We start from the raw sequence: 15,113 nt of genomic DNA on the forward strand, positions 1-15,113 counted from the left end.
GCCGGTCGATCGCTATCGCCCTAGCGCACGGGACTACGTCGAGCATCCGGCACCGCCTGAATACGGCAACAGGGACGAGGTGCGGCTCGTGCACGAACATGGCCGCATCGCCTGGCGAGGGCAGAACTGGAAGGTGGGCAAGGCGTTCGTGGGCGAGCGTGTGGCGATCCGCCCAACTCTGGAGGACGGACGCTACGAGGTGTACTGGAGCACGTGTCGAGTGGCCAGGATCGACCTGGCCACCGGGCAAGTGAACGCGGGGCGCGCCCTCGCATGACCCGTCCACCATGTCTCCGAACAGGTGTCCACCTTGTCTCCGGTCTGTACAGCGGGGGAGGGTTGGGTGGGGGCCGGCGGCCATGTCGAAGACGCCGGCGCGCTTTTCCTGGCGCCCCACGTCGTTCTTGACAGCGCGATGCATGCGCGTGCGCCCGCCGGGTACCGCGCCGAGTCGCGGCCCGACATCCGCTTGGTCGTCGCGACACCCGGCGGGCGCTGGACACGTCGCTGCAATCTGCCCGAAGAGCCACCGAAGCCCTCCCCCGCCTGCGGGGGAGGGTTGGGTGGGGGCCGGCCGACCACGCGGAAGAACACGCGCGTCTACGCGCCTGACGTTGACCCAAAAAAGACCCCGGCTTGCGCCGGGGTCTTTGTGTCACTTGATCGTGGCCGCGCTCGCAGCCGTGCATCGGATCAGCTGCGATCCTTGATGTCCTTCAGCGCATGCTTGCGGGCGCGCAGTTCATCGTGGGTCGCGCGGACCTCCGGCAGCAGGCGGGTGACGACATCACGGGCGGCCGGCGGCGTGTCGGCGTCGCGGGCGGCCTCGTCGAAGGCCTCGAGCAGGCGGTCTTCCGACTCTTCGAGCTCGGCGACGTAGCCGTATTCCTTGTCGCCGAACGCGGCGCGGACCTTGCCGTAGAACTGCTGCAGGCTGCCGACCATGGTGCCGGAGGTCTCCGGCTTGCCGCCGACGGCCTGGACCGCGGCGCTCAGGTCGGTGACCAGCTGCGACTTGTGCGCGGCGATGCGCGAGAACAAGGTCTTGAGCTCGGCGTCGTCGACCTTCTGCGCGGCTTCCTCGTAAAAATCCTTGCCGTCGCGGGCGATGGCGATGAGGTCGTTGAGCGTGTGCGCGGACTTGTTGGTCATCTTGCTCTCCAGTGCGAATGGGGGTTGGCGCGGCGCGATCGCGTGGTCGCGGTGCGCATCGTCCAGGCGGGGCGTCGTCGGACGCCGTCGTGGATCGATAGGCGCCACCCTATCGACGGTGCCGGCAAGGACACGTGACGCGTGGGCGACGATCGTGTGAATGGGGGCGTCGCCCCCGTCGCCCAACGCGACCCCGCATCGTCCCGGCCTGCCCGCTCGAGCGCCCCTCCCCGCATGCGGGGAGGGCGACGTGACGCGATGGGCGCCTCAGCGCGCGGCGTCCGCCTTCGGCAGGGCGTAGTCGATCTCGTAGGCAGGAGGCTCGCCGTCGGGGCCGGTCAGGTAGTGGGTCATCCACTGCACCAGCCGCAGCGAGTAGTCGTAGCGGGAGGCGCCGCGGCTGTTGCCGTGGCCCTCGCCGGGGTACAGCACCAGCCGCACCGGGGCCTGGCCGGCCAGCTTGAGGTAGCGGTACAGCATGTAGGACTGCATCACCGGCACGCGGGGGTCGGCTTCGCCGTGCAGGATCAGCGTCGGCGTGCGCGACTTCTGCGCGTGCGTGATCGGGCTGGCCTGGCGGTACATCTCCGGGCTCTCCCACGGCCAGGTCTGCATATGCACCTGGTACTGCTCGCGCGGGATGTCGCCGGTGGTGACCAGGCTGGCCTGGTCGGAGATGCCGACGAACATCACCGAGGCGGCGAAGCGCTCGCTGTAGTACGTGGCGCCCCAGGCGCTGGCGTAGCCGCCGTAGGAGCCGCCGGTGATGCCGACCCGGTCGCGGTCCACCAGGCCGATCTCGACCAGGTGGTCCACGCCATCGACGAGGTCGTCGAACTCCTCCCTGCCCGGCCGGCCGTGGTCGAGCTTGGAGAACGCCACGCCACGGCCGGTGCTGGCGCGGTAGTTGGGGAAGAACGACGCGAAGCCCTGCGCGGCCAGCGTCTGCGCCGGCTGCGCGTAGCTGTTGAGCCAGCCGTTGACGTTGTGCGATTCCGGTCCGCCGTGCACGACCACCACCAGCGGCACCCGCGCGTTGCCGCGGCGTTCGAGCGGATGCACCAGCAGGCCCTCGAGTTCGAGGCCGTCGCGCGCGGTATAGCGCACGATCTCCTGGCGGGCCAGGCGCACGTCGGCGAGCCACGGATTGCTGTCGGTCAGCCGCCGCGGCTCGGAGCTGCCGGCGGCCAGGTGGAAGACCTCGGAAGGGTGCGCCGGCGTGCTGCCGACCAGCGCGACGTCGCCGTTGCGCGCCACGCTCAGGCCCATGTGCACGGGGCCTGCGGCCGGCAGCAGCGTGCGCTGGCCGCTGCCGTCGACACCGATCTCGGCCAGGCGGCTCTGCACGCCTTCCTGGCTCAGGAACACCAGCGTCGCCGCATCGCGCCAGCCCACGTGCCAGACGTGGCCTTCGAGGCCGGGCAGCAGGTCGCGTTGCACGCCGCCGTCCTTGCCGACGACGGTCAGCCGGCCTTCGCTCGGATCGTTGGCGTCGGCGGCCGAGACGATCGCCAGGTGCCCGCCATCCGGGCTCCAGGCGATCTCGCCGAGCTTGCCGGGGTTGTCGACGCGACCCAGTTCGCGGCCGTCCACCGAATAGATGCGCACGCGCGCATCGACCATCATGTCGTCGGTGAGCTGACGCGGGGCCACGACCACCGCCAGGCGGTCGCCGGCCGGGCTCCAGCGCACGGTGCGCACGCTGCCTTCGATCGCCAGCCTGCGCGGCGGCGCGCTGCCGCCCAGTTCGGCGATCCACAGTTCCACCGGACGCCAGTCCTCCTCGTAGACCTTCTGCGAGAAGCCCTGCTCGCGCAGTCGCTTGCGGGCCTCGTCCTCGAGCCGCGCGGCCAGCAGCGCGGCGCGGCGGCCATCGGGCGAAAGGTCGAAGCTGGCGATGTCGCCGGCCAGGTGCGCGACCGCCGTCGACTCGCCGCCGCGCAGCGGGATCGTGTACAGACGGCGCGTCGCATCGCCCTCGCGCTTGGTCAGGTAGGCGATCGCCTGGCCGTCGGGCAGCCAGCGCGGCGCGGTCACGTCGACCTTGCCGGTCACAAAGCCGCGGTCGTTGCCGGCGCGGTCCACCACGTGCAGTTCGCCGCGGGCCGGGCCGTCCGGGTCGGTGCCCAGCGTGCGCGGCACCGACAGCACGTAGGCCACCTCGGCGCCATCGGGGCTGATCGCCGCCTGGCTCGCCGTGCGCGTGCGCGCCACCTGTTCCAGCGTCATGCCGGCGCCCTGGCCGGTGGCGGCCGCGACCGGCGCTCCGGTCGCCAGCACCAGCGCACAGACGATCCCTACCATCCAACGTCGCATTCGGATTCCCCGGAAAAATGACAGTCCGCGACTTTGACCGGGTTGTGGAGCGCACGCAACGCGCAACGCAGCGATGCACGACGCGTCGGTTCGAAAGGCGCATTCAGGTCTACACTCACAGTCGAGCTGCAGCCCCGTCCCTGCTGTCCGGCTGCGAATGTCGATGCACACGATCCAGGCCGTCGCGGCGACGATGCGACCGGAGTGTGCGATGCGCGGCATGCGATTCGAACGAAGCCTGGAGGCCACCAACCGCGAACTGGCCTGGCGCTGTCGCGTCTTCGGCGTCGATCCCCGGCACCTGGACCGCTGCGATGCGTTGCCCCGGCGCACGCTCGAACAGGTCCATGCGCTGATGCTGCTGTCGGTGGCGCAGGTGGGCCGCGCGATGCGCGACCAGGGCGCGGAGGCCACGCTGGCCGGCATCGCGCGCGTCGCGGCGCGGGTGGAGATCGTCCAGACCTACCTGCCGATGCCGGCGCGGCGCGACTAGCCCGGGCGGCGCCCGCCGAGCGCGCGATGGCGCACGATGCGCGCCGCGATCCGCGGAAACACCTCGGGCAGCAGCTCACGCACCGTCGCCGGCACCCGCGCCACCAGCGCCTCGGCATCCAGCGCAGGCGCTACGCCGCGCCACGCGAACGCGACCCGATTGCTCATCTTCGGCTCGTCGACCACCAGCACCTGCGCCTCGCCGAATGCCTGCCGCAGCCGCGCGACGTGCGTCTCGGGATTGCGCACGTACAGGTTGCAGGCCAGCACGCCGCCGGCGGCCAGCGCGTCGCGGCAGTCGTCGTAGAACGCCTGGCTCGACAGCGCGGCGGGAATGCCGTGCTCGTCGTAGCCGTCGACCAGCAGCACGTCGAAGCGGCCCGTGCGTGCGGCGACGAACCGCGCGCCGTCGTCGACGACGACCTCGAGCCGCGCGTCGTCGTCCGGCACGCCGAACTCCCCGCGCAGCGCGACCACGTGCGGGTTGTTCTCGACCACCTCGATGCGCGTGCCCGGCAGGTGGCGATGGGCGAACTTCGCCTGCGAACCGCCGCCCAGCCCGATCATGCCCAGCATCGCGGGCGCCGGCCGCCACAGCAGCGTGGCGAACATCGTGCGCGTGTAGTCGACCAGCAGGCGGTCGGGATCGCCGCTGACCATGCGGCTCTGCGTCTGCCGCCGCACGAACTGCAGCGACGTGAACCCCTCGTGCCGGCGCACGTACGGCCGCTGCGGCGCACCGCGCCAACGCGCCAGCCAGCGATCCCACCACCCGGGCCGCACCGCCCCGTTCCCCTGCCCCATGCCGGCGCTCAGCGGTTGGACCAGCCGTGCGGCACGTGCCCGGCGGCGACGTGCGGCCGCGCCGAATCGATGTTGTGCTGCGAGTCGTCGAAGAAGATGTCCGCCCCGAACGCATCCAGGAACGGCCCCTTCGGCCGTCCGCCCAGGAACAGCGCCTCGTCCAGGCGCACGCCCCAGGCGCGCAGCGTCCGGATGACGCGCTCGTGCGCGGGCGCCGAGCGCGCGGTGACCAGCGCGGTGCGGATCGGCGCGTCCTTGCCGGCCGGGTACGCCGCCTGCAGGTCGTGCAGCGCGGCCAGGAAGCCGCGGAACGGCCCGCCGGTCATCTCCTCGCGCGCGCGTTCGCGTTCGTGCTTGTGGAACGCGTCCAGCCCGCCTTCCTGCGACAGCCGCTCGCCCTCGTCGCCGAAGATCACCGCATCGCCGTCGAAGGCGATACGCAACTGGTCGTTGCGGTGCGCCGGCGCACGCGCCGGGATGATCGTCGCCGCCGCGATGCCGTTCTCCAGCGCCCGGCGCACCGAATCGGGATTGGCCGACAGGAACAGCTGCGTGCCGAACGGCTTGATGTACGGCCAGGTCGGCTCGCCCGAGGTGAACGTCGCGCGGATGATGCCCAGTCCGTGGTGCTGGATCGAGTTGAAGATCCGCAGCCCCGTATCGGCGGAGTTGCGCGACAGCAGGATCACCTCCACGCGCGGCGCATCGGCCGGCGCGTCGACGTTCAGCGCCAGCAGCTTGCGCACCAGCGGGAACGCGATGCCCGGCTCCAGCACGTCGTCCTCGTGCGCCCGCTGGTGCTCGGCGTAGGCGTCAATGCCGTCGCTCTCGAACAGCGCGTGGCTGTCCTCCAGGTCGAACAGCGCCCGCGAGGAGATCGCGACGGTCAGCGTGGGAACGGTGGTGTCGGGCATGGAAGGATTTCGCGGGCTTAGGGGGACGACGCTTCTCCGCCCACAGGGAAGATCGGAACGGGACGGCGGCCGGCGCCGCCGCACCGCATGCATCGCGGGCTGACCGCGAATTATGCCAGCCCTGCGCGCCGCATCGGCCTCCGACGCCGCCTGTCCGTGGCCCATGGCGCGCCCGTTTGCCGCGCCGTTCCAGGGCCAGGGGAATCGATCCAGCCGTTGCGATACGGATGCGTCGACTTCGCGCTTAACCGCGCCTTCAATGGCCCGGGACGGCGCGACAACCATCGCGCTGGCACGATTGGCCCCCCGAACGCGAGCATCCGGCCCATGTCCTGGAACATCGCCGTCACCGTCGCCTTCGCGATGGCCGTTTGCGCCTGCACGTCCACCGGCACACCGACGACCGGGGGCGGCGTCCCTGCGTCCGGCGTGACGGTGCTGACCGCGCGCCACGACCCGGACGCAGTTGCGTTGACGGCCCAACGCAAGGGCATCCTGGCGATCGAACGCGGCTGCATCGTCGTGCGCACGGGCGAGGTGAGTTCTCGCGTGGTGCTGCCACGGACGTTCGCGTTGTGGACCGAGGGCGATCGCGCGATGGGGATCCACGACACCACCCACGACCGACGCTTCCGGTTCGGGACGCCGCTCGTGCTGGGCGGCGGGCAGGTCGAAGCGCTGGGGCCGGAGGTCGTGGATGCCCGCGCCGGCGCGGCTTGCGGACCGCCGTACTTCGTCGTCGGCGACGTGCAGTCACCGGGATAGCCCGTACCGTCGGTGCGCGCCGGCGTTGCGATCGCCGGCGCTGCACTGCGTCATGAATACAGGGCGCAGACGGCGCTGGACACGCGCAACCGTGACTGTCTTCGCATTCCCGGCATCTGCCGTTGACAACGTTGTCTTTCCGGCCGCACATGGCGGCCGGCATCCCTGTCCCGACCCCGTACCGATTTCCGCTGCCCCCTGCGCCGCAGGAGGCGGCGGAAAGGGCATCCGGTCGGCGCTGCGCACCACGGGCGGACCTCCGCCCGCGGCCAGGCGCCGGCTTCACTCGGCATCGGAAAGGGAGACTTCGTCATGATGCACCGCAGACTCGCCGCACTGTCGCTGTGCCTGCTGGCCTCGGCCGGCGCGGCCACCGGCGCGCAGGCGCAAACCGCCGCCTGTGCAGGCGTTCCCGCGTGGAATGCCAGCACCGTCTACAACCCGGGCGACCGCCTGACCTACCAGAACCGCCTCTACCAGGCGCGCACTCAGATCTGGAACGCCGCACCCGACTACTGCCCCTCCTGCGGCTGGTACCAGGACCTGGGCACCTGCAGCGGCGGCGCCGCCAACCAGCCGCCGACGGTGGCGCTCACGGCCCCGGCGCAGGGCGCGACCTTCGCCACCGGCGCGACGGTCACGATCACGGCGAACGCCAATGACAACGATGGCACGATCGCGTCGGTGCAGTTCTTCCGCGGCGCCGTGCCGCTGGGCACGGACACCAGCGCGCCCTACGCGCTCGCCTGGCAGAACGCGACGGCCGGCCAGCACGTCCTGACCGCGGTGGCGACCGACGACCGCGGCGCGACCGCCACGTCGGCGCCGGTGACGATCACCGTCGGCGGCGGTACCGGGCCCGATACCGTGCCGCCCAGCGTGCCGACCGCCCTGCGGACGACGCAGCAGACGGCGGCGAGCATCACGCTGGCGTGGTCGGCGTCCACCGACAACGTCGGCGGCAGCGGCGTCGCCGGCTACGACGTCTATCGCAACGGCCAGATCGTCGGCTCGCCCACCGCGACCGGGTACACCGACAGCCCGTTGTCGGCCAACACCGCCTATACCTACCGGGTGCGGGCGCGCGACCGCAGCGGCAACGCCTCGGCGTCCTCGCCGGAGATCGTCGCACGCACGGCCACGGCGAACGCCGGCGGCGACAAGCGGGTGATCGGCTACTTCACCCAGTGGGGCATCTACGGCCGCAACTACCGCGTGCGCGACATCGAGACCAGCGGCTCGGCCGCCCGGCTCACGCACATCAACTACGCGTTCGGCAACGTGCGCAACAATCGCTGCGAGGTCGGCGTCACCCAGCCATCCGATCCCAACACCGGCGCCGGCGGCGACGCCTTCGCCGACTACACCAAGGCGTTCTCGGCGGCCGAGAGCGTCGACGGCGTGGCCGACACCTGGGACCAGACGCTGCGCGGCAACTGGAACCAGCTGCGCAAGCTCAAGGCCCGCCATCCCGGGCTGAAGGTGCTGATCTCGCTCGGCGGCTGGACGTGGTCGCGCGGGTTCTCGCAGGCCGCGCGGCCCGAGAACCGCCAGGCCTTCGTCGCCTCGTGCATCGACGCCTACGTGCGCGGCAACCTGCCGGTGACCGACGGCGCCGGCGGCACGGCGGCGGCGGCCGGCGTGTTCGACGGCATCGACATCGACTGGGAGTACCCGGTGGCCTGCGGCATCGCCTGCGGCACGGCCGAGGACCGGCAGAACTTCACCGCGCTGCTGGCCGAGTTCCGCCGCCAGCTCGACGCGGTGCGGCCGGGGCTGCTGCTGACGGTGGCCGTGGGCGCGGGCGTCGACAAGATCCGCGTCACCGACCCGAACCTCTACCACCCGTCGCTGGACTACATCAACGTGATGACCTACGACTTCCACGGCGGATGGGAGCCGCGCACCAACCACCATTCGGCGCTGTTCGCATCGCCGAGCGATCCGTCCACCGGCGACGTGCGCCTGTACAACACCGACGATGCGATCCAGGCGTTCCTGGACCTCGGCGTGCCGGCGTCCAAGCTCAACCTCGGCATCGGCTACTACGGACGCGGCTGGACCAACGTCCCCAACGCCAACAACGGGCTGTACCAGACCGGCACCGCGGCGCCGGGCACGTACGAGGCCGGCATCGAGGACTGGAAGGTGCTCAAGACGCTCGGCTGGCCGCGCTTCGTGGACCAGACCGCACGCGCGCAGTGGATCTACAACGGCACGACGTTCTGGTCGTTCGACGATCCGGCGCTGATCGCCGAGAAGATGGCCTACGTGAAGGCGCAGGGCCTGGGCGGCGCGTTCTTCTGGGAGTTCAGCGGCGACGACAGCAGCGGCACGCTGACCCGGGCGATCGAGCAGGGCCTGCGCTGAAGCCGCGTCGGGCGGGTCCAGGGAAGGATCCGCCGGCGCGCATGGGCGCGACGGGCGCCCATGCGGCTCACACCACGAACTGCTCGCTGAGGATGCGTTCCTCGAGATTGTGCTCGGGATCGAACAGCAGGGTCACGGTGCGTTCGGATTCGCGCACCGTGACCTGGACGACGTCGCGGACCTCGTGCGAGTCGGCGGTCGCGCTGACCGGACGCTTGTAGGAATCGAGCACGCGGAAGCGAACCTCGGTCTCGGCGCGCAGGATGGCGCCGCGCCAGCGGCGCGGGCGGAACGGGGCGATCGGCGTCAGCGCGACGATGCCCGCGCCCAGCGGCAGGATCGGGCCGTGCGCGGAGAAGTTATAGGCCGTGCTGCCGGCGGCGGTGGAGAGGATGACGCCGTCGCCGACGAGCTCCTCCAGGCGCGTGACGCCGTTGAGCTCGATGCGCATGTGCGCGGCCTGGCGGGTCTGGCGCAGCAGCGAGACCTCGTTGTACGCGAGCGAGGAAACGGTGGCGCCCGATTCGGTCTCGGCCAGCATCTCCAGCGGATGCAGCACCGCCGGCTGGGCGGCGGCGATGCGCGCCAGCAGGTCGCCCTGCCGATGCTGGTTCATCAGGAAGCCCACGGTGCCCAGCTTCATGCCGTAGACCGGCTTGCCGAGGTGGCCGTGGCGATGCAGCGTCTGCAGCATGAAGCCGTCGCCGCCCAGCGGCACCAGCACGTCGGCATCCGCCGGATCGCACTGGCCATGCTCGGCGCCGAGCACGCGCAGCGCCTCCTGGGCGTCGGCGGTCTGGCTGGCGACGAAGGCGATGCGGGGCGTTGCGGTCATCGGCGGGCCGGTACGGGAACGTCGGCGCGCAGCTTAGCGCAGGCGGGACGGCTTCCGCAGGCGCCTGCCGGGTACCGCGCCCAGTCGCGGCCCGATATCCGCTTGGTGGTCACGGCACCCGGCAGGCGCTGGACACGGATGCGACGACGGGCCGGTGCACCTTCTCAACCACGCCGCGCACGTTTCGCGTGGCGGGTTCGACAAGCAGGCCTCCCGAACGCAGACCGCACCTGCAACGGACGCGCGCTCGAACAGGGAGGACGCCCGTGCGCCCTCCCCGTGCCTTCAGCTGCGCTGGACGAGCTGGGAGACGCGCTGCACCGCGACCGACACGGTCGCGTAGTCGAGCGTCTTCTGCGCGGCCAGCTCGGCCAGCATCGCGAGCGTGAAGCGCAGCGTCTGGTCGTCGCGTTCCAGCCAGGTGCGGACCTTCTCCTCGGGCGTGTCGCCGGGCATCGCCAGCACCTGGCCGACGAGGATGCGGTGCTGCTGGCCGAGGTCCTCGCGCAGCACGCCGCGGGCGACGGCGTGCCAGCGGCCGTCGACCTCGAGCGCGTCGATCTGCGCGGTCAGCCACGGCAGGTTGAGCGCCTCGCCGAGGCGGAAGTGCACGCGCGCGACGTCGATCGGCTTGCGCCGCGTCTCGCTGGCGACCTCGACGATGTCCCATGCCGCCTCCAGGTACGGAAGCGCCGCGAGCTGTTCGGCCAGATCCTCCGGCACGCCCTTGTCGCGCCATACCTGCAGGCTGGCGTCGTGCTCGGCGCGCTGGCTGTCGGCGATGATCTGGCTGCCGTTGCGGATGGCGTGGAAGCCGTCGTGGTAGCGCTCGACGGCCGTGGTGATGTCCGGGATCGCGCCCGCGCGCGCCAGCAGCCAGCGGGTGAAGGCCCGCTGCAGGTTCCAGATCACCTGCAGCGCGTCGACCTGCACGGCCTCGGGCACGGTGCCGTCGAGCGCGTCGATCCGGTTCCACAGCGCGCGCGCCTCGATCGTCTCGCGGGTGATCGTGAACGCCTTGGCCACCTCGCCCGGCGACCGGCCGCTGTCCTCCTGCATGCGCAGCAGGAACGTCGCGCCCATGCGGTTGATCATCTGGTTGGTGACGGCCGTGGCGATGATCTCGCGCTTGAGGCGGTGCTGTTCCATGACCGCGGCGTACTTCTTCTGCAGCGGCGCGGGGAAATAGCGCTGCAGCTCGCGCGACAGGTACGGGTCCTCGGGGATGTCGGAATCGAGCATCTGGTCGAAGGCGACGAGCTTGGAGTACGACAGCAGCACCGCGAGCTCGGGCCGGGTCAGGCCCAGGCCCTTGGCCTTGCGCTCGGACAGCTCGGCGTCGGACGGCAGGAACTCGATCTGCCGGTCGAGCAGGCCCTGCGCCTCGAGCGTGCGGATGAAGTGCCGCTTGGAGCCCAGCCGCGCGACGCTCATGCGCTCCATCAGGCTCAGCGCCTGGTTCTGGCGGTAGTTGTCCCACAGCACCAGACCCGCGACCTCGTCGGTCATCGAGGCCAGCAGCTTGTTGCGCGCCGGCACCGTGAGCTTCTTCGACTGCACGACGGCATTGAGCAGGATCTTGATGTTGACCTCGTGGTCGGAGGTGTCCACGCCCGCCGAGTTGTCGATGAAGTCGGTGTTGAGCAGCACGCCGTGCTGCGCGGCCTCGATGCGGCCGAGCTGGGTCATGCCCAGGTTGCCGCCCTCGCCCACGATCCTGCAGCGCAGGTCGCGGCCGTCGACGCGCAGCGGGTTGTTGGCGCGGTCGCCGACATCGGCGTGGCTCTCCGACGACGCCTTGACGTAGGTGCCGATGCCGCCGTTCCACAGCAGGTCGACCGGCGCGCGCAGGATCGCCGACATCAGCTCGTTGGGGCTGAGCGCGGTGACGTCGCCGTCGATGCCCAGCGCGGCGCGGGCCTCCTTCGACAGCGGGATCGACTTGGCGCTGCGCGGCCACACGCCGCCGCCCTTGCCGATCAGCCCGGTGTCGTAGTCCGCCCAGCTCGACCGCGGCAATGCGAACAGGCGCTGGCGCTCGACGAACGAGCGCGCGGCGTCCGGATCGGGATCGATGAAGATGTGGCGGTGGTCGAACGCGGCGACCAGGCGGATGTGCTCGCTGAGCAGCATGCCGTTGCCGAACACGTCGCCGGACATGTCGCCCACGCCGACCGCGGTGAAGTCCTGGGTCTGCGAGTTGCGGCCCAGCGCGCGGAAGTGGCGCTTGACCGACTCCCACGCGCCGCGCGCGGTGATGCCCATGCCCTTGTGGTCGTAGCCGACCGAACCGCCGGACGCGAACGCGTCGTCGAGCCAGAAACCGTGCTCGCGGGCGATGCCGTTGGCGATGTCGGAGAACGTCGCGGTGCCCTTGTCGGCGGCGACGACCAGGTACGGGTCGTTGTCGTCGTGGCGCACCACGTCGCGCGGCGGGACGATGTCGCCGTCGACGATGTTGTCGGTGATGTCGAGCAGGCCGTTGATGAACAGCGTGTAGCAGGCGACGCCCTCGGCGAACAGCGCGTCGCGGTCGCCGCCGGCCGGCGGCCGCTTGACGATGAAGCCGCCCTTCGAGCCGACCGGCACGATGACGGTGTTCTTGACCATCTGCGCCTTGACCAGGCCCAGCACCTCGGTGCGGAAGTCCTCGCGGCGGTCCGACCAGCGCAGGCCGCCACGGGCGACCGGGCCGAAGCGCAGATGGATGCCCTCCACGCGCGGGCCGTAGACGAAGATCTCGCGGTACGGGCGCGGCTTGGGCAGCTCGGGCACGCGCGCCGAATCGAACTTGAAGGCGATCGTGTCGCGCACCGCGCCTTCTGGCGTGCGCTGGTAGTAGCTGGTGCGCAAGGTCGCGTCGATCACGCCCAGGTAGCTGCGCAGGATGCGGTCCTCGTCGAGGCTGGAAACGCGGTCGAGCAGGCCCTTGAGCGCGGCGCGCGCCGCGTCGTACTGCGCGTCGCGGTCGCCGGCGCGGGCATCGAGCACCGGCTGCAGCAGCGCGAGCGTGGCCTCGTCGCCCGACAGCGCGCCGAGCTGGCTCGACAGCGCCTCGACGCCCGCGGCGATCTGCGCGCGGCTCTCGCGGCCGGTGGCCGGGTCGAAACGGGCCTCGAACACCTCCACCAGCAGGCGGGCCAGCAGCGGGTAGCGGCCCAGGGTGTCCTCGACGTAGGCCTGCGAGAACGGCACGCCGACCTGCTGCAGGTACTTGCAGTAGCCACGCAGCATCGCGACCTGGCGCCAGTCGAGGTCGGCGGCGAGGATCAGGCGGTTGAAGCCGTCGTTCTCGGCATCGCCGCGCCACACACGGTCGAAGGCCTCGGTGAACGCGGGCGCGCGTGCGTCGATGTCGACGTTCGCGGCCAGGGTCTCGACGAAGAAGTCCTGGATGAACAGCGCGGTGCCGTCGACGGTCAGGCGCGTGGGGTTCTCGGCGATGACGCGCAGGCCGAGGTTCTCCATCACCGGCAGCACCTCCGACAACGGCAGGTGCTGGCCGCTGCGGTAGAGCTTGAAGTGCAGCAGCGTGTCCCCGGTCGGCGACGTGACCTGATTGTAGAAGCTCAGCTGCAGCGCGCCGCTGCCCTGGGCTGCGGCGAGCTTCTCGACGTCGGTCGCGGCGACGGCCGGCGACGCGAACTCGATGTAGGCGGCCGACAGCCCGCGGCCCAGGCGGCCGGCCAGGCGCAGGCCTTCGCCTTCGCCGTGGCGGCGCACGAGTTCGTCGCGCAGGTCGTCGTGCCAGTTGCGCACGATCTTCTGCAGCGCCTGCTCCAGCGCGGCCTGGTCGACCTCGCCCTGCACGCCGGCGCGCGGGCGCACGATAAGGTGCAGCTGGGCGAGCGGCGATTCGCCCAGCACCACGTGCGCATCGACGTGGTCGGCCTGCATCGTCTCGCGCAGCATGTCCTCGACGCGGTGGCGCACGTCGGTGTTGAAGCGGTCGCGCGGGATGTACACCAGCACCGAGTAGAAGCGGCCGTAGCGGTCGCGGCGCAGGAACAACCGGCTGCGCACGCGCTCCTGCAGGCCGAGGATGCCCGTGCCCAGGCGGAACAGTTCGTCGGGCGTGGACTGGAACAGCTCGTCGCGCGGCAGCGTCTCGAGCAGGTGCTTGAGGGTCTTGCCGCTGTGGCCGGTCGGCTTGAGGCCCGACTCGCTCATCACGTGCTCGAAGCGCTCGCGCACCAGCGGGATGTCCCACGGCCGGCGGGTGTAGGCGCTGGAGGTGTAGAGGCCGAGGAAGCGCTGCTCGCCGACCACCTGGCCCTTGGCGTCGTAGCGCAGCACGCCGATGTAGTCCATGTAGCCGGGGCGGTGGACGGTCGAGCGGGCGCTGGTCTTGGTGAGGATCAGCGCATCGACCTCGCCCGCGCGGCGCAGCGCGTCGGCGCCGAGTTCGCTGAGCGGACGCGACTTGACCGCGGCCGGCGTGCGCAGCAGGCCCAGGCCGCTGTCGGGCACCGCCTCGAGCACGCCGTCGCCGCCCTTGCGGCGCACCTTGTACTCGCGGTAGCCGAAGAACGTGAAGTGGTCGCTGGCAGCCCAGCGCAGGAACTCCTGCGCCTCGCGCCGGCTGGCGTCGGCGACCGGCATCGGCCGCAAGACGAGGTCGGCGGCGACCTCCTGCATCTTCTCGCGCATCGGGCCCCAGTCGGCGACGATCGCGCGCACGTCCTCGAGCACGCGGCGCACGACCTGCTCGATGCGTGCGCTTTCCTCCGGCGTCTGGCGGTCGATCTCCAGGTGCATCACCGATTCGGCGTCGCCCTCGCCCACGCCGGTCAGCCGGCCCGCGCGGTCGCGCGCGATGTGCAGCACCGGGTGCCCGAGCACGTGCACGCCGACGCTGCGCTCGGCCAGCGCCATGGTCACCGAGTCGACCAGGAACGGCATGTCGTCGTTGACGATCTGCAGCACGGTGTGCGGCGATTCCCAGCCGTGGGTGCCCTGCACCGGGTTGAACAGGCGCACGTTCGCGGTGCCGGGCTTGCGGCGCGCGGCGAAGTCGAACAGATCGGCGGCCAGCGCGGCCCAGCCGTCGGCGCTGTGCAGCGGAAGCTCCTCCTCGGTCATGCGCCGGTAGAAGCCCTGCGCGAAGGCGTCGGCGCCGCGTTGCGCGGCCTTGCCGGCGCGGCGGCGCACGGCCTCGAAGATCGGATCCAGCAGCCCGGCGCCGACGCGCCTGGGCGGCGCGGGCATGACGCTGGCGTCGGTGTCGCGGGCCTTGGCGCGCTTGCGCGGGGCCGCCGGCTTGGCGGCCGCGGCCTTGCGTTTCGAGGAGGGGGTACCGGTCTTGCGGGATGTGCTCATGACGACGATGGGTCCGATGCAATGAGGCCCGCGTTCTCACGCGGGCCGACAGGGAAACAGGAACCGACGGGTGGCGCGCCGCGCAGGGCGCGGCTGGCGGCCGGATCGGGGACGACGGAAGCGGCCGCGCAGCCGCCGGGGCGGCG

At 71.3% G+C, this 15,113-nt stretch carries 9 protein-coding genes and 1 pseudogene; 4 read left to right on the top strand and 6 right to left on the bottom strand.

The features are described from left to right. Positions 1 to 277: pseudogene (locus tag WQ56_RS19095) on the top strand (IS481 family transposase); the annotation flags it as partial. A gap of 416 nt (positions 278 to 693) precedes the next feature. Here the strand turns inward: WQ56_RS19095 and WQ56_RS11345 are convergent. Next, positions 694 to 1,152 (bottom strand): PA2169 family four-helix-bundle protein, encoded by a 459-nt coding sequence (locus WQ56_RS11345; RefSeq protein WP_047137235.1) that lies wholly within the window; start codon positions 1,150 to 1,152, stop codon positions 694 to 696. Between the two features lie 267 nt (positions 1,153 to 1,419). Further along, positions 1,420 to 3,468: a S9 family peptidase gene (locus tag WQ56_RS11350; protein ID WP_197076484.1), complete on the bottom strand. Its 2,049-nt coding sequence runs from the start codon at positions 3,466 to 3,468 to the stop codon at positions 1,420 to 1,422. Between the two features lie 220 nt (positions 3,469 to 3,688). On the opposite strand from WQ56_RS11350, the gene WQ56_RS18710 reads away from it, so the two are divergent. Beyond that, positions 3,689 to 3,961 (top strand): hypothetical protein, encoded by a 273-nt coding sequence (locus WQ56_RS18710; protein ID WP_156170517.1) that lies wholly within the window; start codon positions 3,689 to 3,691, stop codon positions 3,959 to 3,961. Here WQ56_RS18710 and WQ56_RS11360 read toward each other — a convergent pair. Together WQ56_RS11360 and WQ56_RS11365 are read right to left on the bottom strand one after the other, a co-directional pair. After that, positions 3,958 to 4,764: a transferase gene (locus WQ56_RS11360; RefSeq protein WP_156170518.1), complete on the bottom strand. Its 807-nt coding sequence runs from the start codon at positions 4,762 to 4,764 to the stop codon at positions 3,958 to 3,960. The two genes, WQ56_RS18710 and WQ56_RS11360, sit on opposite strands and share 4 nt — an antisense overlap. Before the next feature lie 8 nt (positions 4,765 to 4,772). Next, a complete protein-coding gene (locus tag WQ56_RS11365) occupies positions 4,773 to 5,678 on the bottom strand; it encodes a 5'-nucleotidase (RefSeq protein ID WP_047137238.1) in 906 nt (301 codons plus the stop codon). A 327-nt stretch (positions 5,679 to 6,005) separates the two neighbouring features. Here WQ56_RS11365 and WQ56_RS11370 point away from each other — a divergent pair, with 327 nt between their 5' ends. Both WQ56_RS11370 and WQ56_RS19470 read left to right on the top strand, forming a co-directional pair. Further along, positions 6,006 to 6,443, top strand: a complete 438-nt coding sequence (locus WQ56_RS11370; protein WP_047137239.1) for a hypothetical protein — start codon at positions 6,006 to 6,008, stop codon at positions 6,441 to 6,443. A gap of 312 nt (positions 6,444 to 6,755) precedes the next feature. Next, positions 6,756 to 8,813 (top strand): glycosyl hydrolase family 18 protein, encoded by a 2,058-nt coding sequence (locus WQ56_RS19470; protein ID WP_343123208.1) that lies wholly within the window; start codon positions 6,756 to 6,758, stop codon positions 8,811 to 8,813. Positions 8,814 to 8,880: 67 nt separating this feature from the next. Here WQ56_RS19470 and WQ56_RS11380 read toward each other — a convergent pair whose 3' ends face one another. Together WQ56_RS11380 and WQ56_RS11385 are read right to left on the bottom strand one after the other, a co-directional pair. Next, complete coding sequence (locus WQ56_RS11380; RefSeq protein ID WP_047137240.1) at positions 8,881 to 9,648, bottom strand: NAD kinase; 768 nt, start codon at positions 9,646 to 9,648, stop codon at positions 8,881 to 8,883. 285 nt (positions 9,649 to 9,933) lie between these two features. Continuing rightward, positions 9,934 to 14,856: an NAD-glutamate dehydrogenase domain-containing protein gene (locus WQ56_RS11385; RefSeq protein WP_047137303.1), complete on the bottom strand. Its 4,923-nt coding sequence runs from the start codon at positions 14,854 to 14,856 to the stop codon at positions 9,934 to 9,936. Positions 14,857 to 15,113 lie beyond the last annotated feature (257 nt).

The organism is Luteimonas sp. FCS-9 (genome assembly GCF_001014645.1).
In the GTDB taxonomy this organism is placed as follows: Bacteria; Pseudomonadota; Gammaproteobacteria; order Xanthomonadales; family Xanthomonadaceae; genus Luteimonas.

Bases quoted from the DNA above. Each gene is read 5' to 3' on its own strand.
- WQ56_RS11345 (WP_047137235.1), bottom strand. From the start codon at position 1,152: ATGACCAACAAGTCCGCGCACACGCTCAACGACCTCATCGCCATCGCC.
- WQ56_RS11350 (WP_197076484.1), bottom strand. From the start codon at position 3,468: ATGCGACGTTGGATGGTAGGGATCGTCTGTGCGCTGGTGCTGGCGACC.
- WQ56_RS18710 (WP_156170517.1), top strand. From the start codon at position 3,689: ATGCGATTCGAACGAAGCCTGGAGGCCACCAACCGCGAACTGGCCTGG.
- WQ56_RS11360 (WP_156170518.1), bottom strand. From the start codon at position 4,764: ATGGGGCAGGGGAACGGGGCGGTGCGGCCCGGGTGGTGGGATCGCTGG.
- WQ56_RS11365 (WP_047137238.1), bottom strand. From the start codon at position 5,678: ATGCCCGACACCACCGTTCCCACGCTGACCGTCGCGATCTCCTCGCGG.
- WQ56_RS11370 (WP_047137239.1), top strand. From the start codon at position 6,006: ATGTCCTGGAACATCGCCGTCACCGTCGCCTTCGCGATGGCCGTTTGC.
- WQ56_RS19470 (WP_343123208.1), top strand. From the start codon at position 6,756: ATGATGCACCGCAGACTCGCCGCACTGTCGCTGTGCCTGCTGGCCTCG.
- WQ56_RS11380 (WP_047137240.1), bottom strand. From the start codon at position 9,648: ATGACCGCAACGCCCCGCATCGCCTTCGTCGCCAGCCAGACCGCCGAC.
- WQ56_RS11385 (WP_047137303.1), bottom strand. From the start codon at position 14,856: ATGCCCGCGCCGCCCAGGCGCGTCGGCGCCGGGCTGCTGGATCCGATC.